Below are 23,917 nucleotides of genomic sequence, written 5' to 3'. Positions count from 1 at the left end.
TGCTAGTAGGTAGGGGGACGTTGTGAATCACCAACGGACGCCGCTACTATCGGGCATCCTCGATATCGGCAGGGAGTCTCCCCATGCAAACCGCGCAGCAACTCATTCCTGTCCCGTTCTACGAGGACACCGTTGTCATGGTCGGCAAAGACAATGAGCCGCTCGTGGCGATGAAACCAATCGTCATCAACATGGGGCTTGACTGGAAAAGCCAACACGCGAAAGTTACGGAGAAGTACAGTTCAACTGTGGTGGAAATCACCATAGTTGCCGAGGATGGAAAAATGCGGGAGATGACCTGCCTCCCCCTTCGCAAGCTCCCGTCTTGGCTGTATTCAATCAGCCCAAACAAGGTGAAGAGCGAACTGCGTGACAAGATCATCCGTTACCAGGAAGAGTGCGACGATGCCTTATGGGACTACTGGAGCAAGAGGAGCAACACTCATCACACTGCATCGCCCAACACTAATCAGCAGATAGCCCTCTCCCGGCATCGCATCGCTCTCCTCAAAGAGCTCCAGCGCACCCGCAACCGCGTGATACGCGCCACCGTTCAGGAAGAGATCACCCTGCTTTCAGCAAAACTGGGCCTCAGCGTCCCTGACGTGAACAGCATAGGCATCGCGGAGCCATTGGAGGCAGATCTTCTTGCCGACTTCTGGGCCGCACTGAGGGATTTGGATGGCAAGGGAGTGCGGTACAACCACGCAATAAAATCAACACTGCTTGCGTTTCGCCTTGAAGAGCTTGCGAAGCATTTCAAAGCACATGGCATCAACGTCAACCTGGATGCTGCCCTGACCAAGGCGATGAAGAGCAGTTCAGCTCCGCGTTATATTAACCATAATCACGCGGTCCACAGCGCCATCGAGCGCAACACAGTAAAATGCTGGGTGTTTGAAGCTCTTTGAACGAGCCCCATGAAAGACAGGACACCGTTTCCCCCTTACGATAAGGGATAGGCAAACGGGTATGTTTATGACTAACAGCAACGATAAGGGTGGTGAGCTGCTCGGCCAGGAACGCCGACGCCGCTGGAGCACCGACCAGAAGCTGGCCATGGTTCGCGAGAGTCTTGAGCCGGGACAAAGCGTGTCCGTGGTGGCCCGACGCAACGGCATCAACGCCAATCAGCTGTTCCTGTGGCGCAAGCTGTACCAGGACGGAAGTCTGTCGGCGGTCAGTGCTGGCGAAGCCGTTGTACCGGCGTCGGAACTGACCGATGCGCTCAAGCAGATCCGCGAATTGCAGCGGATGCTGGGCAAGAAGACGATGGAAGCCGAAGTCCTAAAAGAGGCCGTGGAGATTGCCCGGTCGCGAAAATGGATTGCGCACTCACCCTTGTTGCCGGGGGACGACCAGTGAAACTGGTCAGCAAATGTCTCGGTGTGTCGCGCTCGCAACTAACGGTTCGAATCAAGCAATCGGTATCGCCCAAAGTACGGCGACGTCGGCTCGTGAACGATACGGAATTGGTCGCTGAGATCAAGCAGCAAGTCAGCGAGCTACCAAGCTATGGCTACCGCCGCGTTTGGGGCTTGTTACGCCGCGAACGTGAAACCCGGTCGCGGCCACCGATCAACGTAAAGCGGGTCTATCGCGTCATGCGCGACCACAATCTGTTGCTGGAACGACGCATCAAGCAACCTGGCGTGCAACGCCGGCATGAAGGCCGCATCGCCGTTCAAACCAGCGACACTCGTTGGTGCTCGGACGGCTTCGAGTTCCGCTGTGACGATGGTGCGAAGTTGAGTGTAACTTTTGCTCTGGACTGCTGTGACCGAGAAGCCATCGGCTGGGTCGCCAGCCCAACAGGCTACAGCGGTGATGACATCCGAGACTTGATGTTGGAAAGCGTGGAGAAGCGTTTTGGCGATCAACTGCCAAGCACGCCGGTGCAGTGGCTGAGCGATAACGGCTCGGCTTATATCGCCGAGCAGACGCGTCTGTTTGCTCGCCAGATCGGCTTACAGCCGGTAACTACACCGGTGCGAAGCCCCCAGAGCAACGGTATGGCAGAGAGCTTCGTGAAGACGATCAAGCGTGATTACGTTGCGCATATGCCCAAACCGGATCGAGAAACGGCGCTGCGCAATCTGACGATTGCCTTCGAGCATTACAACGAGCAGCATCCGCACAGCGCGCTGAAATATCGGTCACCAAGAGAGTTTAGGCGCTTGGCAGCAGCATCAATTTAACAGGGAGTTGGTGTCCGGTTTGATAGGGGCAAGTCCACTCTTCCCGATATCGAAAGCTAATTCAAGCAGTCTGGGCATGGACCAAATTTAGGGACTAAGCTTCGTTGAGTCTCTTACAGGAATGCAGAAAAAACGACCTATTTAGACCACAGGCGAGGTGGGGGGATGACGGCGCGCGCCAGGGGCTAATGTAAACAAGCGCGGCGCGATCGCACCAAATTGGCGCGCTACGTTTATGCCCGACCAACACAGAAATTAAAGGAAAATGTTGCTATCAGGCGATACTCTTGTGCCTATACGCCATATAGATCAGCTTAATGCAGGAGCAAAAAAATGGACCGAAAGGAACTTCATAGAAAAGTTATGCTTTTCAAAAAAAAACTGGAAGAAGGAAAAATTCATGTTGCCGATCATTTAATCGAAGAAGTTAAAGCAAGTTTTGAGAAAATAAGAATATTGGCTGACGGAATGGTAGATCCTGACTCAATAGATGCCATAGTGAGAGGAGCTCTTGGGGCCGTGGCACATATAGAAGATCGAGAGGAATGGAAGGAACTTATCTCATTAAAGGAGATACAGAACGCCTACTTCAACCGTGTAGACGCTCACTTCGGGGAATTATTCGACCTAATGAATAAGGCTGGCGCGGCTCCTTATAAATTTGCCGCTTGGTTCGCATCGGATGCAAAACGCGTAGACGATAACATCGAACTAATAAATGAGTTCACAGCTGAAATCGTAAAATTCTGGGAAAATATTGCAGAACCTACCTGGATACATATAGAGGACTGCGCTGACTCAAAAGCAATTTTCACAGGTGAGCTTTTCCCTGACGGCGGATCAAATCTTGCAAGCTCCACTGGAATTTACTTCGACACCACTATACTGCCAGACCCGTTCCTTAAAATCTCTTCGCTTCTTGAGTTCATGCCCAAACAGGAACGACTGCAAGAAATAATACGCCTCGCACTTCAAGTACTACAATATAAAGACCTTGCTCTAGCGGAAGTTGAAAAACCGATAATAGCTATACTTCCCGACCGACACCGACTTGACAAAAATTATGAACAATACGTCAACCTCTGCGCTGAGCAAGACACTCTCTCTTACGGCAATAGTATGTTTGGCACAAACTATTCCGACACGAGAGAAATGCTAGAATATTTAAGAAGTTTCAAAGACGTTCAAGCTATTGCAGAACTTGTTAAAGAACCGAAAAAAATGCTGTTCTCAACAGAATGGGACGGAGACTTTTCTACTCACATCCAACGATATATAGAAGAACAAGGAAAAAGGTTAGGCTTTAACGCCCCTGGCGAAGCTATATTCATGAATATGATCACTCGCTTTTCACAGGCGAACAACTCATTTCAAAGAAGTACGAGTCTTGGTGGAACTCCAGTAATAAGAGCCGAAACAAGCTGGGCCTGGTTCAATTTTATGCTTGGCGAAAATGCTAAAAGTTTCGATGATGGGGGTTTGAAAAACCTTCACATATCTAGAGCCTTGCAAAGCACTGTAAAAAACGAAATATCTTGGCTGGGCAGCGTTCCCATTGACGCACTGATACAAATTCGAAAAACAGACGCGCTTGATGAAATACGCAACATTTTAGGGTCTGGATTATCTGAAATCATAGACACTCGCCCCGACAACTTCTTTAGAACAGGCGATAGAGTTTTAGAAAATCTGCAAGGGGCGTTCCGCGAGCATGAAAAAAAGATCGGCCAACTCCGAGCAAAAAAATGGAAATTTGCTGGTCTAGACATTGGTTCATTCATAGTTTTCGGAGGAATTGAAATTGCAGCGGCCATCACCGGAACCCCCACATGCGGAGCTATTGCAGCAGCAGCAAACTTAACTGGGCTCATTCCCAGTGCTAAAGACATAAAAGAAAAATTTCAGACAATCCAAAGAGAGAACGCAAATATAAACAATACAGGTGTAGGCATCTTATTCAATACCAAAAAATAATAGTGCGCGCTTAAAGCGTGCAGCCATAGTGCTTCACGCTTTACGTCAACTCAGAATTCCAATGAGTAAGGTTTGAAACTTACAACCGCCTCACCTAACCAGTCATTCACCTGCGCCATACGCGCCTGAATCGGCTCCAGCTCATTGGCCGCATAGATCTGGGCAGCCTCCCTGATCGACCCAAACCCACCCGCGTTCTGCGGCACGATGCCCATCAACTGCGGCGGAATGCGCAAGCTGGCCAGCACATCGTCGCGGGTCTGGTTTTTGATGGAGTTGAATTCGTCCTTGGCCGTCACTTCGCTGACCGGGATGATCTGCAACCCGTCCTTTTTGCCGTTCGGCGAGTACACGAACAGGTTGCGGAAGTTGCCAGGTCCCTTGGAATCCTTGAGCGCTTTGCGCAGGGAGTCGACATCCGCCTCGTTCTGCGCGGCGTCGGTCATGTAGAGGATGAAGCCGGCATGACTGCCGTTCTCGTAATACTTGCGTCGAAAGAGCGTGGCCGACTCGTTCAGCAATGCCGACTGCAAGGCGCTTATCCACTCAGGCAGACCGTACACTTCCTGGTGCAGATCCGCCTCCCGCAGGTGGAAAACGGTGCCCGGCTCAAATTCGTGCTCTTCCTTCCAGCCCTGCACCATGAACTGCCGACCATCCTTGCCCGAGCGCATGTACTTCGCCAGCGGCGGCACCAGCTCGCGCACCGGGCCGAGCATCGAGCGCCGCCCTTCCAGATAGCCGTTGCCCAGGCACAGGAAGTCCAGGGCGAACTGTTCGAACGCCGCGCGCGACAACAACCGGTGCGGGATAAACGTCTTGCTCAACAGGTTGCGTTTGAACATCAGCCCCGAATGCAGATGCACACTGGACCCGACCGACCGCGCCAGACCGTCCAGCGACAGCGGCGGCTCGTACCACCGCCCGTTAAACCAGCACTCCAGATAATCGAACACCTCCCGGCCGCTCAGCACCGGTGACGGGTCGCCAAAACTGAACGCCTCCATCTTGGTGTCACTGCGCGGTATAAATTCCTGCGTCGCCACGACGGGCGTCTGGGCCAACTGCTTGGTATTTCTGCGGCGGTTCGACATCAAAAAATCTCCATCCGCCCGGTATTGGCAGTGGTCTGCCCTTCCAGCGGTTCGTTGTGCAATGCGTGAAAGAGCGCCCACGCCAGGTCGGCGTGGCCGGTGTTGTCGTTGCGGCCGGCGGTGTAGGTGAATTGGCGACCGCCTGCGGTGATGGTTTTGCGGATCGCCATCAGCGACTGCGCCATGTCGGTCCAGCCGGCGTCAAACTCCAGCCGGCCGCGGTGGATCACGTCGTAGGCCTTCAGCACCAGGCGGGTCTTAACCTCGGGCGAGTAGCTGAACGTGGTGACGTTGGGGAAAAATTGACGCACCAGCTGCGCCACGCCGCTGCCCAGGCCGGTGACATCGATCCCGATGTACGTCACCCAGTAGCGGTCGCATACAGCTTTGATGAAGCTGGCCTGCGCCGCGAAGTCCATGCCGCGAAACTGATGCCGCTCCAGCACCCGGAACTTGCCCCCCGGTACCAGCGGCGGCGCGACCACCACCATGCCCGAGCAGTCGCCGGTTTCCGCAGGGTCATAACCCACCCACACCTGGCGGTCGCCAAAAGGCCGCATGGCAAATGGCTTGTAGTCCTCGGCCCACTCGACCCAGCTGTCGACCATGCAGGGTTGCAGCACCGTCAGCGGAAATATGCTCGCGCCGTCGTCGACGAACTCACACATCAGCAGGTTGGCGAACGCCTCGGGGCTGTACTCGCGGCGCAGTTCTTCAATGTCGAACAGGTCGCAGCCGCCCTGCTCCGCGTCGAGGATGGTGACGATCTGGCGCCACAACCGGTCCTCGCAAAACCGCCCTTGCTGGAGCGCACCATGGGAAACGTCGACCTTGGTGTGCTGCGCCGCTGGCTTGCCCTTGTTGAAGCGCTCGCCAGTCCAGAATGTGTAGGCTTCGTGAGCCATGGTCGAGGGCGTGGAGAAGTAGGTTTTGCGCCACTTCTTGTGCATCGCCATGCCCGACGCGACCTTGTTCAGTTCCTCAAACTTGAACGTCCAGAAGAACTCGTCGAAGTAGAAATTGCCGTGGTAGCCCTGGGCGGTGCGCGCATTGGTCCCGAGGAAGAACAGTTCGGCGCCGTTCGGCAAGACGATGGGATCACCGGTCAGCTCGACGCCGATGACCTCGCGGGCAAACGCCTGGATGTACCCGCGAAACAGATAAGCCTGGTTCTTCGACGCCGACAGGAAGATCTGATTACGCCCGGTCTCCAGCGCATCAATGAACGCCTCGCGGGCAAAATAGTAAGTGGCACCGATCTGCCGGCTCTTGAGGATGACGCGGGTGCGCTGATTGCCCGCCCGGTGCCAGTCTTTCTGGTAGTCGAAGCACCCGTCGATAAACGCTTCGCGCAGCAGCTCGATCTGGTCTTCGCTGATGTCATTTTTCGGCGTTTTCTTCTTCGGCCCCTCGTTGCGCTTGGCAAGGTTGGGGTTGAGTTCGGTTTCGGTACCGCCGCTTTGAAAACGCTGGATTCTGGCCTGGCGCTCCAACTGCCGGTGCAGCAGGTCGATCTCTTTGAAATCACCGCCGCTTTTGCCTTCCTTGAGGATCAGTTGCACCAGCCGCGCTTCCAGCGCCCCGCCGATTCGCTCGACATTATCCGCCCGGTCCCACTCGTCGCGGGCCTTCCAGCTGTGTAGCGTTTTTTCCTTTTCGCCCGTAGCCTCGGCAATCTCGCAGATGCGCCAACCCATCCAATACAGAAACTTGGATTGTCGTCGGGGATCGATTGGGAGCAGTTCAGTCGTAGTCATGGCCGCGATGCTGCCGCCCGCGCTTGCGAGTCAGTAGCTCCGCCCCTTGTAGTCCCGCTCTCTACAATCCCGCCCCGTTGCCGCAACTCGCGCGCGTCACGACCATGCCCCTCATTGCAACGCACTTAGCGCCCAACGCATTGAGGATTCCCGGCATGAAGAAATTTCGCAGCAATTGGTTCCGCGTCGCCGTCGAGGGCGTTACCTCCGACAAGCGGACCATCAAACGCAGCTGGCTGGAACAGGCTGCGAAGAACTTCAACCCGTCCACCTATGGCGCCCGTATCTGGCTGGAGCATTTCCGCAGCCTGCTGCCCGACAGCCCGTTCAAAGCCTATGGCGACGTGCTCGCGGTCAAGACCGAAGAAGTGGAAATCAACGGTGCGAAAAAGCTGGCCCTGTTCGCCCAGGTCGAACCGACGCCCGATCTGATCGCCATGAACAAGGCCAAGCAGAAGATTTATACCTCGATCGAAATCGACGACAGCTTCTCGGACACCGGCGAGGCCTACATCGTCGGCCTGGCGGTGACCGACTCCCCGGCCAGCCTGGGTACCGACGTACTGTCCTTCTCTGCGCAGAAGCCCGAATCCAGCCCATTCAAAGACCGCCATTATTCCGCGACGTCGATGTTCACCGAGGCGGTGGAAACCGAGCTGCAGTTTGAGGAGATCGAAGACAAGCCAAGCCTCGGCGCCCAGCTTTTCAGCAAAGTGCAGGCGCTCTTGGGCGGCAAACAAGCGAAGGACGATGCCGAATTCGCTCAGATGGGCCAGGCCGTGGAAGCGATTGCCGACCACGTCAAAGACCTGCCCGACCAACTGGCCGCGGAGAAGAAATTCTCCGGCGAGCTGAATACCAAGGTTGAGCAGCTCAGCAAAGACTTGGTCGATCTGAAAACCACCCTCGGCAAAACCCAAGACCATTCCCAAACCCAGCGCCCACCGGTAACCGGCGGCGGCAAACAAGCCCTGGCTGAGTTCTGACCTGCGGCCTACACCGCCCAGCCCACTATCGGAGACACCCATGCGTAACGACACTCGAAAACTCTTCACCGGCTACCTCAGCCAGGTCGCACTGCTCAACGGCGTTGAATCGGCCACCGCCACATTCAGCGTCGACCCAACCATCCAGCAGCGCCTGGAAACCAAGATTCAGGAGTCGAGCGAGTTCCTGACCAAGGTCAACGTAATCGGCGTCGATGAACAGGAAGGCGAAAAGGTCGGCCTGGGCGTGGGCGGCACCGTTGCCAGCCGTACCAACACCAACGTCAAAAAACGTGAACCGCGCAGCATTGGCGCTCTGTCGAGCGACAAGTACAAGGCCGAACAAACCGACTTCGACACCTTCGTCAGCTACAAACAGCTCGACGCCTGGGCCAAGTTCCCGGACTTCCAAACCCGCCTGTCCAGCGCCATTGCTCAACGCCAGGCGCTCGACCGCATCCAGATTGGTTTCTATGGCGTTTCAGCCGCAGAGCAAACCGACCGCACGGCGCACCCGCTGTTGGAAGACGTCAACATCGGCTGGCTCCAGCAGTACCGCACCCACGCACCCGACCGCGTGCTGAAGGAAGGTGCCGTCGCCGGCAAGATCACCATCGGCAAAACCGGCGACTTCAAAAACATCGACGCCCTGGTCTACGACGCCATCCAATTGCTCGACCCTTGGTATCGCCGCAACCCTGGCCTGGTGGTGATGACCGGCCGCGAGCTGGTCCACGACAAGTTCTTGGCCCTGGTCAACAAGGACCAGGACGCGACCAACACCCTGGCAAGTGACCTGATCATCTCGCAACGCCGCGTCGGTGGCCTGCCGCTGTACGAGGTGCCATACATTCCTGAAGGCACGATCCTCATCACCACCTTCGCCAACCTGTCGGTGTACTGGCAGATCGGCGCCCGTCGCCGCTACCTCAAGGAGGAGCCGGAGTGGAACCGCGTCTCCAACTTCGAATCGTCGAACGAGGCCTATGTGGTTGAGGAATACGGCCTCGGATGCCTGCTGGAAAACATCACTCCGGTCGAGGGTTAACCCATGGCACTCAGCATCGCCCAAGCCCACCAACGCCGCGCTCGCGCGGCAATGGAAGCGGCCAAAACGGCGCCGCAGCAGTCTATGGCCGGTGCCACCGCCTACGAGCATCAGCTGAATCAGCTGCTGCAGGACCGGTTGCGCTTGAAAGCCATCCAGTCCAACGAAGGCAAGGCCGCGCTCAAGCTGCAACTGCTGCCCGAGCACATCCCGTATGTCGAGGGTGTACTTGAAGCCGGCAACGGCGCCCAAGACGACGTCATGACCACCGTCATGGTCTGGCGCATTGACGTCGAGGACTACAGCGGCGCCCTGGATATTGCGGACTACGTGCTCAAGCACAAGCTGATCATGCCTGACCGTTTTGAGCGCACCACCGGTTGCCTGGTGGCGGAGGAAATTGCCACCGCCGCGCTGAAAGCCCAGAAGGCCAACGGCAGTTTCGACCTGGGCATCTTGCACCGCACCGTCGAGCTGACCGAGGCCGAAGACATGCCCGATCAGGCCCGCGCCAAGCTATTCCTGGCAACGGGCCGCGCGACCTTGCATGGCATCACCGCCGAAGAGCCAGGCCAGCCCGGACAGATTCAAGCCGGTATCGATCTACTCAAACGCGCCATCGAGCTACACGACGGCTGCGGCGGCAAGAAGGATTTGGACGGCGCCGAGCGTCTCCTGAAAAAACAGGCTGCCCCCAGCAGCTAACCGAGCGTCCCCACGCACCCCGCCGGCTCGGGGCGGATCGGCCAGGCCGCTCCTCCTGAACGTGAAGCCCCGACCACCGGCGACCTATTTTCGAGTGCAGTCATGAGTGCATTTGTAGCCAGCGGCACCGTCGACAGCGGCCATATCAACACCGACCCGTTCTGGCCGTCGATTGATCTGGACGGCTTGCGCGCCACCCTGCGCATCGACGGCAGCGTCACCCCGGCCCGCCTGGAAACCGCAGTGATCGCCGCCGCAATCAACTTGAACAACGAACTGAGCGAATGGCGAGCCGCGCAACAAGCCGCAGGCTACACCACCCTGGCCGAGGTGCCGGGTGATCGCATCAAGGACGTGTCGGTAAAGGTCCACCTCTACCGCCGCGCGATCGAGGCCGGAACCGGTGCCGAAGTTTGCGAGCGCTACCGCGACTACAGCGCCACAAACACCGGCAGCGACAAAGCGGAAGCACTCACCCCGAACATCGACGACTACCGCCGCGACCTGCGCTGGGCGGTGCGCGACTTCCTCGGCCGCACGCGCACCACCGTGGAGCTGATCTGATGCCCGTCGCCGTCCGCGCCAATCAGAACGACACCGTCGACGCACTCTGCTGGCGGCACTACGGCCGAACCGCTGGCGTCACCGAGGCCGTGTTTGAAGCCAACCCCGGCCTGGCCGACCACGGCCCCATCTTGCCGCAAGGCCTTGTCGTCAACATGCCCGAAGCCCAAACCAGCGCGCCCCAGCGGCAGATGGTGAACCTATGGGACTGACACTGCAGCACCAAGCCCTTGAACCCACCAACCTTGGACAACGGAATGAAGCGCATGCCTGAACGTCCTGACACCTGGGCCTGGCTCGCCGCCTGGCTCGAACAGAACTGGCCGACTCTGTACGCCGGAGTCCTCGCCTTGATCATCGCGGCCCTGCGGATCATGTACGGCGGCGGCACCCTCCGGCGCATGCTGATCGAGGCCCCGCTGTGCGGCACGCTGGCCCTGGCCGCGAGCCATGGCCTGGCCCTGCTTGGCATTCCGACATCCACCGCGCCGTTTTTCGGTGGGGTCATCGGTCTGCTCGGCGTTGAAGGTACCCGCGCGGCGGCCAAGAGATTTTTCAACCGTAAGGTGGAGCAGCTATGACCACTCTTCGCCACGGCGACCGCTCGCAAGCGGTGCTGATCCTGCAAAAGAACCTCAACCGGCACGGCGCCAACCTCGTGCCGGACGGTGATTACGGCGACACCACCGAAGCCGCTGTCCGCGCCTATCAGGTCAAAGTCGGCCTGGTAGCCGATGGCATCGCCGGCACCAAGACCCAGACCAGCCTGGCCGGTGGCGACTGCGCCGCTCTGTTACGCAACCACGATCTGGTGACCGCTGCCGAACGCCTCGGCGTACCGCTTGCGGCCATCTACGCGGTCAACGAAGTGGAATCCAAGGGAAAGGGCTTTCTCGATAACGGCAAGCCGGTGATCCTGTTCGAACGACACATCATGTACCGCCAGCTCGCCACGGCCCGAAACTCAGGCGACGACACGGCCGAACTCAAACGTCATGCCGACCACCTCGCCACAGCCAACCCTGCCCTGGTCAACCCAAAGCCCGGCGGATACATCGGCGGTACCGCCGAACACCAGCGCCTGGCCATGGCCCGCTTGATCGACGACACCGCCGCGCTGGAGTCGGCTTCCTGGGGCGCATTTCAGATCATGGGCTTTCACTGGAAGCGCCTCGGCTATGCCAGCGTGCAGGCTTTCGTGGCAGCGATGAGTGCCGACGAATCACAGCAGTTCGACGCCTTCACTCGTTTTATCGAGACCGACCCAGCGCTACACAAGACCCTGAAAGCCCGCAAATGGGCCGAATTCGCCAAGCTCTACAACGGACCGGACTATCTGCGGAATCTCTACGACACCAAGCTCCAGCGCGCCTACGAGCGGCACGCCGGCTGCGATTGCGGACAAGGGGTGGCGGCATGATCGACTTCGAAGCGTTGCAAAAACTTCGGGTGCAGGACGGTGACCTGCTGGTGGTGCCGGAGTCGACCGAACAGGACGACATGCAGCTGTTGGCTGAGGCCATCCAGTTGATGAATGGCGCGAGGGCCGTGATCGTGCGCGGCCCCATCAAGCAGCTCGACTCCGCGGCTATGAACAAACTCGGCTGGTACCGCGCGTGAGTACCTTGCGCCAGGCCCTGTACGGCATCGCCCTGCTCGGCGCCCTGACGCTGCTGATCTGGGGCCAGCAACAGCGCATCGACGTCGCCGAAAGCCAAGCCGAGCTGGCAAACGCTACGGCCAAGACCGCCCGCGAAGACGCCGACCGCAACCTGCGGACCGCTAACACCCTCACTGCCACCCTGAAACAGGAACGCGACGCACAGAGCACCCTACGCGCTCAGCAGGATCAACTGCACCAGAGCCTGGCGAAACGCGAGCGAACAATAGAGGAGCTGAAACGTGAAAACGACGAACTACGCAACTGGGCTGCTCAGCCTTTGCCTGACGCTGCTCGCCGGCTGCGCGAGCGCCCCGCCATCACTGGCGCCGCCGCTTATCGTGACTGGCTGTCCGGCCGTGGTGCCGTGCCACCTGCTGGCGACCAGCCCCCTCAACAACGGTGATCTACTGACCGACGAAGACCGCGCCGAAACCGCCTGGGCCGACTGCGCGGCTCAGGTCGACATGGTCTACAAACACCAGCAGGGCAACCCATGAACAAGCCAGAAAGCCTGCGCGCGCACCTTTTAGCTACCGTTGCCGAGTTCAAGCACAACCCCGACCGCCTTCTGATCTTCATCGACAACGGCAAGGTCCGTTGCACGGCCGCGCACACCCTATCGTTTGAATACAGCTTTGACCTGCAGATCATCCTCACCGAGTTCGCCGGCCACCCCGACAGCGTGATCTTGCCGATCCTTGGTTGGCTGAGCGTCAACCAATCCGAGCTGCTGGAGAGCCTCGACAAGGTCAAAACCGGCATCCAGTTCGAGGCCGACATCCTCGACAAAAACAAGGTGGACCTCAGTCTGACCCTGCCGCTGACAGAGCGGGTGGTGGTCGGAAAAGATGACCAGGGCAACACCACCGTGAAGCACCCGAACGAACCACAGTACGTGGCGGGCTACCTCGACCCGAACTGGAAGCCCGGGGCCCAGGGCAACACCAGCGAATGGAGGGTGCCTGATGGCAAATAACCTGGAAGCGCTGGAGACCTGGGCGGCGGTGCTACTGGATCGGCTTGAGCCAGGGAAGCGCAGCAAACTTGCCCGGAGCATTGGGCAAGAGCTGCGCCGCAATCAGCAGAAACGGGTCATGGCCCAGGAAAACCCCGACGGGAGCAAATTTGCACCGCGCAAGCAGCGGAACCTTCGGGGGAAGCAGGGGCGGGTTAAGCGAAAGCTGGCGATGTTCAAGAAGCTGCGGACCGCGTCGTATCTGAAGGCCCGAGGGGATAGCAATGCCGTGTCGGTGGGCTTCACCGGGCGCATTGCACGGATTGCCAGAGTTCACCAGTATGGTTTAAAGGACCGAGCAGAGCGTAGTGCTCCTGACGTGCGATATGAGCAACGCGAAGTGCTCGGTTTTACGGAATCAGACCTAGATTTGATTCGGGATAGCTTGCTTTCTCATTTGACTGCGTAGACTCATTTGCCGATCGGGTGTAAAAACAGCCCAAAAGGTTTAGTTCAGTGCCGAACTAAACCTTAACCGGTCAGAAAGGAGCTCTCCGTATGACAAGTACATTTCTTGCACACTGCCCTAGATGCGATGGAGAAAGAACATGCAACATTCTCGGGGCTTTTGAAGATGTCTGGGACTGGACAGATGGAGAGCACTCTCTAAATGGCCAAGACGATCACAAACTTGCTCAGTGCGCAGGCTGTACAACTGTTTTCTATCACAAAAGTAGCTGGAACTCGGAAAACTGGCAGTGTGGCTATCACCCGGTTACCAGAAAGGAAATTATTTTTAATCCTCGAAAAATTGAAACGTACCCAGCACCGGAGAAGAAAAGCCAGAAACCAGACTGGGTTTGGGGTATTGGGCAGATAGACCCGCAGCTCCATACGATATTGGATGAGGTCTATCAGGCTTATGAGGTTGGCTCTTTTATACTTGCATCTGTTGGCCTAAGAACAGCGTTAGATCGAACTACAGAAATTCTACAAATAGATCCAGGTCTTTCTCTGGAAAAGAAAGTTAAAGAGTTACAGGAGCAAGGATATATCGGTGAGACAGAAGCCCACACGCTTTCCGTTGTCACCGATGCAGGGAGCGCAGCTGCTCACCGTGGCTGGTCACCTGACCAGAAAGCGTTTGCGATTCTGATCACAACACTTGAGCAGTTCATATATCGAGTCGTTGTTACCGGTAAGGCAGCACTCAGTTTGACTGAAGGTATTCCTGCTCGACATCCGCGCCCTAAAAAGCCGGCTAAGCCCAACGGTTAAGTTGTACATGTCGCTGTTACAACCCGCCTAAGCTGCACTCCCACGCGCGTGGCGCCACCATCGGCGCCATGAACGACTTAGCCGCCCTCTCCCGCATGCTCGAAAATCTCATCCGCTTCGGCGTCATCGCCGCCGTGCAGATGGAGCCCCCACGCGTGCAGGTAAAAACCGGGACACTGACCACCGCCTGGCTTCCATGGCTCGCCCTACGTGCCGGGGCAGACCGTGAATGGGACCCGCCCACCGTCGACGAACAGGTCATCCTGTTCAGCCCATCCGGCCAGCTCGCCAATGGCGTCGTCATCACCGGTCTACCCAGCGACCACATCCCCGCCAATGGCAACCGCGCCGGCCTGCACCGCCGCACCTACGCCGACGGCACGGTGATCGAGTACGACAGCGTGGCCCACCACCTTAACGCCACGTTGGTCGACGGCGGCACTACCAACCTGATTAGCACCGGCGGCATCAACCTGATAGGCGACATCACGCATCGGGGCGACTACATCCAAACCGGGAATCAAACCGTCACTGGCCGGGTTAACGTCTCGGTTGACGTGGTCGCCGCCGGGGTCAGCCTAGTCAACCACCCGCACACCGGCGTCAAGTCCGGCGGCGACCAGTCCGGAGTGCCGATCCCATCATGAATCGACATACCGGCGGCGCCATCAGCGAGCGCGAGCACATCAGTCAGTCGATCACCGACATTCTCACCACTCGCATCGGCACACGCGTCGAGCGCCGCGAATACGGCAGCCTGTTGCCCGAGCTGGTGGACCACCCGTTCAACGACGTCACACGCCTGCGCGTATACGCCGCCGCAGTCATGGCAGTGATGCGCTGGGAAACCCGGATCAGCCTGAGTCGCGTGCAGTTCGTGGGAGCGAATATGCAAGGCCAGGCCCTGATCGATCTGGAGGGCACTGTGGTGGACACCAATGAACCGCTGAGCCTCAGCGTGCCGCTGCAGTTGGGAGGCAGTGTATGAACAGTTTCGTCGCCATCGACCTTAGCCAGCTGCCCGCGCCGCAGATCGTCGAGCAGGTCGACTTCGAAAAGATCCTGGCTGAGCGCAAAGCTCATATGATCAGCCTCTGGCCGCCCGAAGAGCAGGCCCAAATCGCCACACGCTTGGAGATTGAATCGGAACCATTGACCAAGCTGCTGCAGGAAAACGCCTACCGCGAAACCGTGTGGCGCCAGCGAGTCAACGAGGCATCGCTTGCCAATCTGCTTGCCACCGCGCGCAACACTGACTTGGAACAGCTGGCGGCCAACTTCAACGTCAAGCGCCTGGTCATTCAGGAAGGCAAAGCCAACGCGGTGCCGCCCGTCCCGAAGCTGATGGAAGGCGACGACAGCCTGCGCGAGCGTGCGCAGATGGCCTGGGAGGGTCTGAGCACAGCCGGCCCACGCAACAGTTACATCTTCCACGCCAGAGCTGCGGATGGTCGCGTGGGCGACGCCACGGCCGAAAGCCCCTCTCCTGCGGTTGCCGTGGTGACAGTCCAATCCCTGTTGGGCGACGGCACGGCGCCGCCCGAGCTGCTTGCCATCGTCAATGCTTACCTGAGCGATGAAGACCGCCGGCCGGTGGCCGACCGCCTGATTGTCCAGGGCGCCGAAATCCTAAAGTATCCGGTCGAGGCCAAGCTCTACCTGCTGTCGAGCGGGCCAGAGTCGGAACCGGTGATGGCCGCTGCCGAGCAACGCCTGCTGGCATACGTCCATCAGCGACGCCGCCTGGGGATGGAGGTCTCGGAATCGGCCCTGCACGCCGCGCTGCATGTCGAGGGTGTGCGAAAGGTCGAGCTGGAAGGCTGGGTAGACATCGTCGCGACTAAGGCTCAAGCCCCTTTCTGCACCGACGTCAGATTGACTCGAGGCGCGGAGTGATGGCTGAGCAGCATCTGTTACCGGCCAACGCCACGCCGCTGGAGCGCCAGGCGGCTCAGGCTCTCGCGCAGATCCAGCGCGTACCGATCCCCTTGCGACAGCTCTGCAACCCGGACACCTGCCCCGTCGATCTTTTGCCGTACCTGGCATGGGCCTTTTCAGTCGACCGCTGGGACAGCAAGTGGACGGAAGCCGCGAAACGGACCGCCATTCGTTCATCCCACTACATCCACTCGCGCAAGGGCACCATCGGTGCACTGCGCCGCGTCGTCGAGCCGCTGGGCTACCTGATTGAGGTGCTGGAGTGGTGGCAGACCACACCCTTGGGCGTGCCAGGGACGTTCGCCATCAAGGTGGGCGTGCTGGAAACCGGTATCACCGAAGAGATGTATCAGGAGCTGACCTGGCTCATCGATGACGCCAGACCGGTCACCCGCCACCTGACGGGCCTGGCCATCAGCCTCGAAACCACCGGCACAGTGTTTATCGGGGTCAGCGTTTACGAAGGCGACGAACTCAGTGTTTACCCACCGACTCAGCGCGACATCGATGTAAGCGGCTACCTTGCCGTCGGTGGCCGCGAACATCACATTGACACAATGGACATTTACCCATGACCGACCAAAACAGCCAGTTCTTCGCGATCCTCACCGCCGTCGGAGAGGCCAAGCAAGCCAACGCGGACGCGCTCGGCGTGCCGTGGACTTTCGCCCAGATGGGTGTCGGGGATGCCAACGGTACCGAGCCAATTCCCAGCCGCACGCAAACGAAACTGATCAACGAGCGTCGGCGCGCACCACTCAACCAGGTGAAGGTCGACCCGAAGAACGCGAGCATCATCATCGCCGAGCAGATCATCCCCGAAAGCATCGGTGGCTGGTGGATTCGTGAGATCGGCCTTTATGACGCAGCCGGCGATCTGGTCGCCATTGCCAACTGCGCACCGACATTCAAACCCCTGCTTACCCAGGGTTCTGGTCGCACCCAAGTCATTCGGATCAACCTGATCGTCAGCAACACGTCGAACATTGAGCTGAAAATTGATCCATCGGTTGTCCTGGCAACACGAGAATATGTGGATGCGTGGTTTCTCAACGTGCTGCCTGAAACCCGGCCAGAGGGCAGGTACACGCGGGTAAACATCAACAAGCGCGGCATCGTCGTTGGTGGTGATAACCCTTCGACGTTCCAAGATATGGGCCTCATTGGTGGAACATTGTTTGATTCCATCAACATGGCCGAGGCAAAGGCGATCTACATTCAGCCTGTAGGGTCCCCGTCCTGGGCAAGCGGCCTCATCGCTGGGAGCAACGGTGGCGAGAAAGGCGGGCTTGGTTTTACCGGAAGTTACAACGCCATCACCTCGATGTTCATGGGGCTCGGCTCTACGCCCTGGGCGAGTGGCAATGGTATTCGTGTCACCTCCAGCGGGGTCGATATCACCGGCCCGATCACCGGTGTCGGCTCGGGCCTGACCGGACTCAAGTTTTCGGCCTTGACGGGTACGCCCAACACGCTTGCCGGGTACGGTGTTTCATTCGCCAGCCAGGTCGAAGCCGAAACAGGGGCAGATACCAACAAACCCATGAATGCTCTGCGTGTCTTTCAGGCTATTGCCGCGAAAGTTATTCAGGCTACCGAGAGCGCCATGGGTCTTGCACGTATTGCGCCGCAGAACGTAGTCAACGCCGGCGACGACGACATCACCATCGTGACGCCGAAGAAACAACGATGGGGCTTTAGGATTCTGATCGGCCGGGTTGGCTATATCGTGTTTCCGACCTGGCTCAAAGGCTGGATTGTTCAATGGAACGTGGGGGTTTCTCTCACCGGTTCAGCAATCAACACCACGTACTTCCCCATCCCATTTCCAACGGATGTCGGCGCTGTAGTCGTTGGTGCGTACAACAACAACGCCTCGGGTGACTACAGCGTTCGCCTGAGTGATGGCATAGGCGGTGCTTCGGGCGCCGTGTATGCCGATCGTTTTACGACCTACAACACCGGCGTCACAGGCTCGGCGGGTTTGAGTTTTATCGCGGTTGGCACTTGAGGAAAAAACAATGAATTACGCAACATTTCATCCCGATGGAACGCTTAATCAACGCCTGATTAAGGGCATGCATGAAATCCCGAAAGGTGCTGTCGAAGTTGATGAGGCGTTATGGTTAAGGCTCATCCGCGAAAACGACGGCATCTGGTCGATTGATGCTGACGGAAAGATCACTAAGCAATTGTTACCCTCAGCTCCCCAGACTCGTGAAGACGTCGAGCGTCTGCGGCTTGCGGCTTATGCTGAGCCTGTTGTTGGATCTGACCGCTACTTCGCCGAAGCCAGCCGCATGCAGGTCATGGGCGAGGCAGGCTGGGAGGCGGTGCGGGACGCCGGCATTGCTCGCTTCAACGAAATCCAAACGCGATATCCGTGGCCTGAAGACCAGTTCGCTCAATAACTTTCTCTCTCGCCCTGTATAGCCAAGCCCTACAACTCCACGCGCTCGCCCAATCGGCGCGCGCGCGGCAGCCTGTGCACTGTCATTCCATCACAGCGCAGGCAACCACCCATGGCCGGTTCAGACTATCTCCACGGCGTGCGGGTCATCGAACTCAACGACGGCACCCGCCCCATTCGTACCATCCCCACCGCAGTCATCGGCCTGGTTTGCACGGCAGAAGATGCGGACCCGCTCGTATTCCCGCTCGACACCCCGGTACTGCTGACCAGCGTGCAAAGCGCCATCGCCAAAGCCGGTGTCAAAGGCACCCTGGCCAGCAGCCTGCAAGCCATCGCGGACCAGACCAAGCCCTACACCATCGTCGTGCGGGTCAAGGAAGGTGCAGACGAAGCCGCTACCACCAGCGCGCTGATCGGCACCACCACCGCCGACGGCAAATACACCGGCATGAAAGCCCTGCTGGCTGCCAAGGCACGGGTGGGCATGACGCCGCGCATCATCGGTGTGCCTGGTTACGACAGCCAGCCGGTAGCCACCGCCCTCGTTTCGATTCTTCAGGACCTGCGAGCCTTCGGCTACGTGAGCGCCTGGAACTGCAAAACCAAGGAAGAGGTGGTCGCCTACCGCGAAAACTTCGGTGCCCGTGAACTGATGTTGATCTGGCCGGACTTCCTGAACTGGGACACCGTCACCAGCAAGACCGTTACCGCTTATGCCACGGCTCGCGCCCTGGGCCTGCGGGCGAAGATCGATCAGGAGACCGGGTGGCACAAGACCCTCTCCAACGTCGCCGTCAACGGCGTGACCGGTATCAGCGCCGACGTGTTCTGGGATCTGCAAAACCCGGCCACCGACGCCAACTACCTCAACAGCAACGAGGTCACCACCCTGATCAACGAGGGCGGCTTTCGTTTCTGGGGTAGCCGCACCTGCAGCGACGATCCGTTGTTTGCCTTCGAAAACTACACCCGCACCGCTCAGATCCTTGCCGACACGATGGCTGAGGCCCAAATGTGGGCCATGGACAAGCCAATGCATGCGTCCCTGGTGCGGGACATCATCGAAGGTATCAACGCCAAGTTCCGCGAGCTGGTTGCCCAGGGCTATCTGATCGGAGGGAGCTGCTGGTACCCGGAAGATATCAACGACAAAGACACCCTCAAGGCCGGCAAGCTGACGATCGATTACGACTACACGCCTGTGCCGCCCCTGGAGGACCTCACCCTGCGCCAGCGCATCACCGACCGCTACCTGATGCAGTTCGCAGCCGCTGTAAACGCTTAAACCGGGCCTCCCCGCAAGGGGAGTTAACCCCGTGCCATAACCCCGGAGAACACCGCCATGGCCCTGCCACACAAACTGAAAAACATGATGCTGTTCAACGACGGCGGCAGCTACAGAGGCAAAGCCAAGACCGTCACCCTGCCCGCCCTGGCCCGCAAGATGGAAGCCTATCGCGCCGCCGGTATGAATGGACCGGTCAAGGCGGATCTGGGCTTCTCCGACGATGGCATCCAGCTGGAGTGGAAGCTCGGCGGTCTCGATCTGATCGTGCTCAAGCAGTTCGGCACTGTAAATGCGTCGGGGGTAGCGCTGCGTTTCGCAGGGGCTTACGAACAGGATGACACCGGGGAAGTCAGTGCGGTGGAAGTCACCGTGCGCGGCCGTCACGAAACCATCGAAATGGGTGACGCCACCCCAGGTGAGGACACCGAGCATTCCATCACCACCACCTGCACCTACTACAAGCTGACCGTCGACAACGAAGACATCATCGAAATCGACCTGCTCAACTTCATCGAGAAGGTCGGCGGCGTCGACATGCTGGAGAAACAGCGCTCCGCCATCGGCCTTTGATCCTCGACCTCGATCGATAACCACATCCCTCATCACTAGGAGCTTTGCCCATGAAACCCGTATCCACAGAACAAGCCGACGTCAAACCACTGGCCGACGACAACACCGTCATCCTCGACACGCCGATCCGCCGTGGCACCACCACCATCAACAGCATCACCCTGCGCAAACCCAACGCGGGCGAGCTGCGCGGTGTGAGCCTGGCCGAACTGCTGCAAATCGACGTCAACAGCCTGGTGAAAGTCGTGCCGCGCATCAGTAACCCGACACTCACTGCCGTCGAAGTCACGTCGATGGACCCTGCCGATCTGTTCGCACTCGGCACCAAGGTGTGCGGTTTTTTGCTACAGAAATCGATGAAGACGGACGCATCCCTCGTTGCGTAGACGACGCCATGGCCGACCTGGCGGTGGTTTTTCACTGGGCACCGGCTGATATGGATCAGTTGGGCCTGCAAGAGCTGATGGAATGGCGCGAGCGCGCCAGGGTGCGGAGTTCGACCGATGGCAAATGATCTGCGACTACAGGTGCTGCTCAGTACCATCGACAAGGCCACTCGCCCGCTGAAGCACATCAGCGAGGGGGGCATTGAGACAGCACGCGCCCTTAAGGCCGCTCGCGACCGCCTGAAAGAACTCACCTCCCAGCAGAAGGACGTCAGCGCCTGGCGGGCTCAGCGGGCAGCTGCTGAACAAACCGGCGCGTCACTCACCGCTGCACGCGATCGCGTCAAATCCCTGAGTCAGGAACTCGCCGCCACGGATGCACCGACCAGGGCAATGACCCGCAGCTTCCAGGCAGCAGTGCGCGAGGCCACCCGACTCAAGCAGCAGCACCAGCAACAGAACGTGCAGTTGCAAGGGCTGCGATCGAAGCTCTACGACGCCGGCATCAGCACTAAAAATCTCGGCACCCATGAGCGCCAGCTGCGCGAGCAAATCAACGCCACCAACGCCAGCATCAGCACGCAAGGCAAGCGCATGGCCGAGCTGAGCGCCCAGCACAAGCGCGCGGCGTTGGCTCGTAGCCAGATGGAGAAGTCCCAGCGCGCCGCCGGCAACCTCGCGGTGAACGGCGCCGCAGGGCTGGGCGTGGGCTACGCTGCAACCCGACCGATTGCCGCCGCAGTCAAAGCCTTCGCGCCCAATGAGGATTCCGCCACACAGCTCAAGGTGTCGATGATGGACGACACCGGCAAGGTCTCGGAGGACTTCCAGAAGATCACCGACCTGGCCACCAAGCTGGGCGACCGCTTGCCAGGCACCACGGCGGACTTCCAGAACATGATGACCATGCTTCGGCGTCAGGGCCTGAGCGCGCAAAGCATCCTCGGCGGCACAGGTGAGGCGGCCGCGTACCTGGGCGTTCAACTGAAGATGGAGGCCACTGAGGCGGCGGAGTTTGCCGCCAAGATGCAGGACGCTACGCGCACCACTGAAAAAGACATGATGGGCCTGATGGACACCATCCAGCGCGGGTTCTATGCCGGTGTTGACCCAGGCAACATGCTCCAGGGCTTCAGCAAAATCGCCCCGGTGATGGACGTCATCAAAAAGTCAGGGATCGATGCAGCCAAGGAACTGGCGCCGCTGCTGATCATGATGGACCAGGCCGGTATGGAGGGCGGCTCCGCCGGCAACGCCTTCCGCAAAATCTTCCAGGCAGGGCTGGACGGGGACCACGTCAATAGCGCCAACAAGATCGCGGCCGGTGGCAATACTGGCGTGTCCTTCAAGTTCACCGACGACAAGGGAAACTTTGCCGGCCTGGAGAACCTGTATGCCCAGGTTGAAAAGCTCAAGGCCTTCAACGACGTCGACCGCAACGCCATCATTAAGAAGCTGTTCGGGGATGACGCTGAAACCCTGACCACGTTGAACACCATGATGAACAAGGGGCTGGCCGGATACCAGGAGGTCCAACAGAAGCTGAAAACTCAGGCCGATCTGCGTACCCGCGTCAACGAACAGCTCAACACCCTGACCAACATCATGGAAGCCGCTGAAGGCAGCTTCACCAACGCCATGGCAGAGTTCGGCGCGGCCGTTGCGCCGGAGCTAAAGGACCTGATCAAAACCCTGGGCGAGATCGCAAACAGCATCGGAGCGTGGGCCCGGGAGAATCCGAAATTGGCCGGCGGCCTGGTCAAGGTCGTGGCCGCGATCGGTGCGCTGGCATTCGTGTTCGGTGGCCTGGCGTTGACCATGGCGAGCATGCTGGGACCGTTCGCCGTGCTGCGCTACGGCATGACCATATTCGGTCTCCAGGGTGGCGGCATCACCAAAATGCTCGGCCGGTTGCTCCCCACGCTGACCGGGTTGGCTCGTAACGTGTTCCCTATGTTGGCCCAGGGTGCCCGTCTGTTCGCTACCACACTGGGTGGTGCTGTCAGCACAATCGGCACTGCGATACTCGCAACACCTATTGGATGGTTGATGGCAGCAATTGCAGCCCTCATCGCTGCGGGTTTCCTTGTTTACAAATACTGGAAGCCGATAAAAGGTTTCTTCCTCGGCTTCTGGCAAGGGCTTACCGCAGCCCTGCAACCCGTACTCAGTGGATTCAGTAAATTTGGCGGGCTGTTGAGCAGTCTGGCGAAAGCCGCCTATTCCATACCTGTTGTGGGGACTGCGTTGCGGCTGCTTGGCAGCATCGTAAAACCACTGTTCGACATGATCTCCGCCGGCATCAGCGGTCTGATTGGTTGGTTCAGTGACCTGTTGAAACCGGTCGACGACGTCGGCGGCGCGGCCCAATCGATGGGGCAGCGGTTCGGCGCAGCCTTCGGCAACATGATCATGACGCTGCTGCAGAGCATCAGCTCAATCGCCACTGGTGCCGTCAACCTATGGGCAAACATCAAGACCAGCTTTGACCAGGGCCTCTCTGGCATTCTTCAGTTGATCACTAACTTCAGCCCGCTTGGCTTGTTCTACCAGGCATTTTCCGGGGTTATGAACTTCTTCGGCCTGGAACTGCCTGGGAAATTCACCGAGTTCGGCAGCATGATCGTGAATGGTCTGGTCAATGGGCTGACAGCCGGTCTCGGCGCCGTCAAAGACACCATCAGCTCGATCGGCGACGCCAGCATCGGTTGGTTCAAGGAAAAGCTCGGCATCCACAGCCCGTCACGGGTGTTCGCGGAGCTGGGTGGGTTCACCATGGCGGGCCTCACCCAAGGCCTGGAAGGTGGGCAGAAAGGCCCTCTGAACGCGCTGACCAGCATGAGCAAACAGCTGACCGCCGCCGGCACCTTGGCCCTGGGCGCCACCGCCATGCCGGCGTTTGCCGTGGATAACACGCCACCCATCAGCAGTGCGCCCGCCGCAGCCGTTTACGACAGCCACGACACCTACGAATTCTCCATCACCGCCGGGCCTGGCACAGACCTGAAAAGCCTGGAAAAGACCGTGCGCGCCATGCTGGCCCGCATCGAAAACGAAAAGAAAGCGCGTCAGCGCAGCAAACTTTCGGACCTGGAATAAC

Annotated in this window: 27 protein-coding genes and 2 pseudogenes; 27 read left to right on the top strand and 2 right to left on the bottom strand. The window is 58.8% G+C overall.

Annotated elements, in window-relative coordinates; translation table 11 throughout:
* Positions 1–83: 83 nt before the first annotated feature.
* The 3 genes from PverR02_RS08395 (at position 84) to PverR02_RS08385 (ending at position 4,172) form a co-directional block, all read left to right on the top strand.
* Positions 84–911 carry a phage antirepressor N-terminal domain-containing protein gene (locus tag PverR02_RS08395; protein ID WP_079443120.1) on the top strand — a complete coding sequence of 276 codons (828 nt, stop codon included), beginning with the start codon at positions 84–86 and terminating at the stop codon, positions 909–911.
* Between the two features lie 67 nt (positions 912–978).
* Positions 979–2,198, top strand: a protein-coding gene (locus PverR02_RS08390; RefSeq protein ID WP_227778763.1) for an IS3 family transposase whose coding sequence is annotated in 2 segments (ribosomal slippage) — positions 979–1,324 and positions 1,324–2,198 — 1,221 coding nt in all. Because the reading frame shifts where the segments join, the coding sequence is not laid out codon by codon here.
* 333 nt (positions 2,199–2,531) lie between these two features.
* Positions 2,532–4,172 (top strand): hypothetical protein, encoded by a 1,641-nt coding sequence (locus PverR02_RS08385; RefSeq protein ID WP_079443119.1) that lies wholly within the window; start codon positions 2,532–2,534, stop codon positions 4,170–4,172.
* Between the two features lie 50 nt (positions 4,173–4,222).
* Here PverR02_RS08385 and PverR02_RS08380 read toward each other — a convergent pair whose 3' ends face one another.
* A complete protein-coding gene (locus tag PverR02_RS08380; RefSeq protein WP_079443118.1) occupies positions 4,223–5,266 on the bottom strand; it encodes a phage portal protein in 1,044 nt (347 codons plus the stop codon).
* On the bottom strand, positions 5,266–7,023 hold the full coding sequence (locus PverR02_RS08375; RefSeq protein WP_079443117.1) for a terminase ATPase subunit family protein: 1,758 nt from the start codon (positions 7,021–7,023) through the stop codon (positions 5,266–5,268). Before PverR02_RS08375 ends, PverR02_RS08380 begins: the two co-directional genes overlap by 1 nt.
* A gap of 155 nt (positions 7,024–7,178) precedes the next feature.
* Here PverR02_RS08375 and PverR02_RS08370 point away from each other — a divergent pair, with 155 nt between their 5' ends.
* From PverR02_RS08370 to PverR02_RS08260, 24 genes and pseudogenes are all read left to right on the top strand, one after another.
* Entirely contained in the window at positions 7,179–8,009 is an 831-nt protein-coding gene (locus PverR02_RS08370; RefSeq protein ID WP_079443116.1) for a GPO family capsid scaffolding protein, read from the top strand.
* Between the two features lie 40 nt (positions 8,010–8,049).
* A complete protein-coding gene (locus PverR02_RS08365) occupies positions 8,050–9,057 on the top strand; it encodes a phage major capsid protein, P2 family (protein ID WP_079443115.1) in 1,008 nt (335 codons plus the stop codon).
* A 3-nt stretch (positions 9,058–9,060) separates the two neighbouring features.
* The gene (locus PverR02_RS08360) at positions 9,061–9,762 is read left to right on the top strand and encodes a phage terminase small subunit (protein ID WP_079443114.1); all 702 of its coding nucleotides are present in this window, start codon (positions 9,061–9,063) and stop codon (positions 9,760–9,762) included.
* Between the two features lie 102 nt (positions 9,763–9,864).
* Positions 9,865–10,326 carry a head completion/stabilization protein gene (locus PverR02_RS08355; protein ID WP_079443113.1) on the top strand — a complete coding sequence of 154 codons (462 nt, stop codon included), beginning with the start codon at positions 9,865–9,867 and terminating at the stop codon, positions 10,324–10,326.
* Positions 10,326–10,538 carry a tail protein X gene (locus tag PverR02_RS08350; RefSeq protein ID WP_079443112.1) on the top strand — a complete coding sequence of 71 codons (213 nt, stop codon included), beginning with the start codon at positions 10,326–10,328 and terminating at the stop codon, positions 10,536–10,538. The genes PverR02_RS08355 and PverR02_RS08350 overlap by 1 nt, the downstream gene beginning before the upstream one ends.
* 45 nt (positions 10,539–10,583) lie before the next feature.
* Positions 10,584–10,907: a phage holin, lambda family gene (locus PverR02_RS08345; protein ID WP_174630454.1), complete on the top strand. Its 324-nt coding sequence runs from the start codon at positions 10,584–10,586 to the stop codon at positions 10,905–10,907.
* The gene (locus tag PverR02_RS08340; protein WP_079443111.1) at positions 10,904–11,746 is read left to right on the top strand and encodes an N-acetylmuramidase domain-containing protein; all 843 of its coding nucleotides are present in this window, start codon (positions 10,904–10,906) and stop codon (positions 11,744–11,746) included. The genes PverR02_RS08345 and PverR02_RS08340 overlap by 4 nt, the downstream gene beginning before the upstream one ends.
* Positions 11,743–11,946, top strand: a complete 204-nt coding sequence (locus PverR02_RS08335; protein WP_079443110.1) for a hypothetical protein — start codon at positions 11,743–11,745, stop codon at positions 11,944–11,946. The genes PverR02_RS08340 and PverR02_RS08335 overlap by 4 nt, the downstream gene beginning before the upstream one ends.
* Positions 11,943–12,383: pseudogene (lysB, locus tag PverR02_RS08330) on the top strand (Rz-like lysis system protein LysB); the annotation flags it as partial. The gene PverR02_RS08335 and the pseudogene lysB, both read left to right, overlap by 4 nt.
* Positions 12,301–12,486: pseudogene (gene lysC / locus PverR02_RS32510) on the top strand (Rz1-like lysis system protein LysC); the annotation flags it as partial. The pseudogenes lysB and lysC, both read left to right, overlap by 83 nt.
* Positions 12,483–12,965, top strand: coding sequence for a phage tail protein (locus PverR02_RS08325; protein ID WP_079443108.1), 483 nt, complete (start codon positions 12,483–12,485; stop codon positions 12,963–12,965). The pseudogene lysC and the gene PverR02_RS08325, both read left to right, overlap by 4 nt.
* On the top strand, positions 12,955–13,413 hold the full coding sequence (locus PverR02_RS08320; protein ID WP_079443107.1) for a phage virion morphogenesis protein: 459 nt from the start codon (positions 12,955–12,957) through the stop codon (positions 13,411–13,413). The genes PverR02_RS08325 and PverR02_RS08320 overlap by 11 nt, the downstream gene beginning before the upstream one ends.
* A gap of 89 nt (positions 13,414–13,502) precedes the next feature.
* Entirely contained in the window at positions 13,503–14,222 is a 720-nt protein-coding gene (locus tag PverR02_RS08315; RefSeq protein WP_079443106.1) for a DUF4145 domain-containing protein, read from the top strand.
* A 68-nt stretch (positions 14,223–14,290) separates the two neighbouring features.
* Positions 14,291–14,869 carry a phage baseplate assembly protein V gene (locus PverR02_RS08310; protein WP_079443105.1) on the top strand — a complete coding sequence of 193 codons (579 nt, stop codon included), beginning with the start codon at positions 14,291–14,293 and terminating at the stop codon, positions 14,867–14,869.
* Complete coding sequence (locus PverR02_RS08305; protein ID WP_079443104.1) at positions 14,866–15,210, top strand: GPW/gp25 family protein; 345 nt, start codon at positions 14,866–14,868, stop codon at positions 15,208–15,210. Before PverR02_RS08310 ends, PverR02_RS08305 begins: the two co-directional genes overlap by 4 nt.
* Positions 15,207–16,118 (top strand): baseplate J/gp47 family protein, encoded by a 912-nt coding sequence (locus tag PverR02_RS08300; protein WP_079443103.1) that lies wholly within the window; start codon positions 15,207–15,209, stop codon positions 16,116–16,118. Before PverR02_RS08305 ends, PverR02_RS08300 begins: the two co-directional genes overlap by 4 nt.
* Positions 16,118–16,735: a phage tail protein I gene (locus tag PverR02_RS08295; RefSeq protein WP_079443102.1), complete on the top strand. Its 618-nt coding sequence runs from the start codon at positions 16,118–16,120 to the stop codon at positions 16,733–16,735. Before PverR02_RS08300 ends, PverR02_RS08295 begins: the two co-directional genes overlap by 1 nt.
* Positions 16,732–18,171, top strand: a complete 1,440-nt coding sequence (locus tag PverR02_RS32505; protein WP_079443101.1) for a phage tail protein — start codon at positions 16,732–16,734, stop codon at positions 18,169–18,171. Before PverR02_RS08295 ends, PverR02_RS32505 begins: the two co-directional genes overlap by 4 nt.
* A 10-nt stretch (positions 18,172–18,181) precedes the next feature.
* Positions 18,182–18,571 carry a hypothetical protein gene (locus PverR02_RS08285; protein WP_079443100.1) on the top strand — a complete coding sequence of 130 codons (390 nt, stop codon included), beginning with the start codon at positions 18,182–18,184 and terminating at the stop codon, positions 18,569–18,571.
* Between the two features lie 111 nt (positions 18,572–18,682).
* Positions 18,683–19,858, top strand: a complete 1,176-nt coding sequence (locus PverR02_RS08280; RefSeq protein WP_079443099.1) for a phage tail sheath protein — start codon at positions 18,683–18,685, stop codon at positions 19,856–19,858.
* 57 nt (positions 19,859–19,915) lie between these two features.
* Positions 19,916–20,431 carry a phage major tail tube protein gene (locus PverR02_RS08275; RefSeq protein ID WP_079443098.1) on the top strand — a complete coding sequence of 172 codons (516 nt, stop codon included), beginning with the start codon at positions 19,916–19,918 and terminating at the stop codon, positions 20,429–20,431.
* 50 nt (positions 20,432–20,481) lie between these two features.
* Positions 20,482–20,817: a phage tail assembly protein gene (locus PverR02_RS08270; protein WP_079443097.1), complete on the top strand. Its 336-nt coding sequence runs from the start codon at positions 20,482–20,484 to the stop codon at positions 20,815–20,817.
* 8 nt (positions 20,818–20,825) lie between these two features.
* Positions 20,826–20,945, top strand: coding sequence for a GpE family phage tail protein (locus PverR02_RS08265; RefSeq protein ID WP_078049802.1), 120 nt, complete (start codon positions 20,826–20,828; stop codon positions 20,943–20,945).
* The gene (locus tag PverR02_RS08260; protein WP_079443096.1) at positions 20,935–23,916 is read left to right on the top strand and encodes a phage tail tape measure protein; all 2,982 of its coding nucleotides are present in this window, start codon (positions 20,935–20,937) and stop codon (positions 23,914–23,916) included. The genes PverR02_RS08265 and PverR02_RS08260 overlap by 11 nt, the downstream gene beginning before the upstream one ends.
* The last annotated feature ends 1 nt before the right edge of the window (position 23,917 follow it).

Origin of the sequence: Pseudomonas veronii, from assembly GCF_002028325.1 — a bacterium.
Classification (GTDB): Bacteria; Pseudomonadota; Gammaproteobacteria; order Pseudomonadales; family Pseudomonadaceae; genus Aquipseudomonas; species Aquipseudomonas veronii.
Note: the sequence above shows the minus strand (reverse complement) of the source record. Positions and strands in the feature narration are given on the sequence as shown.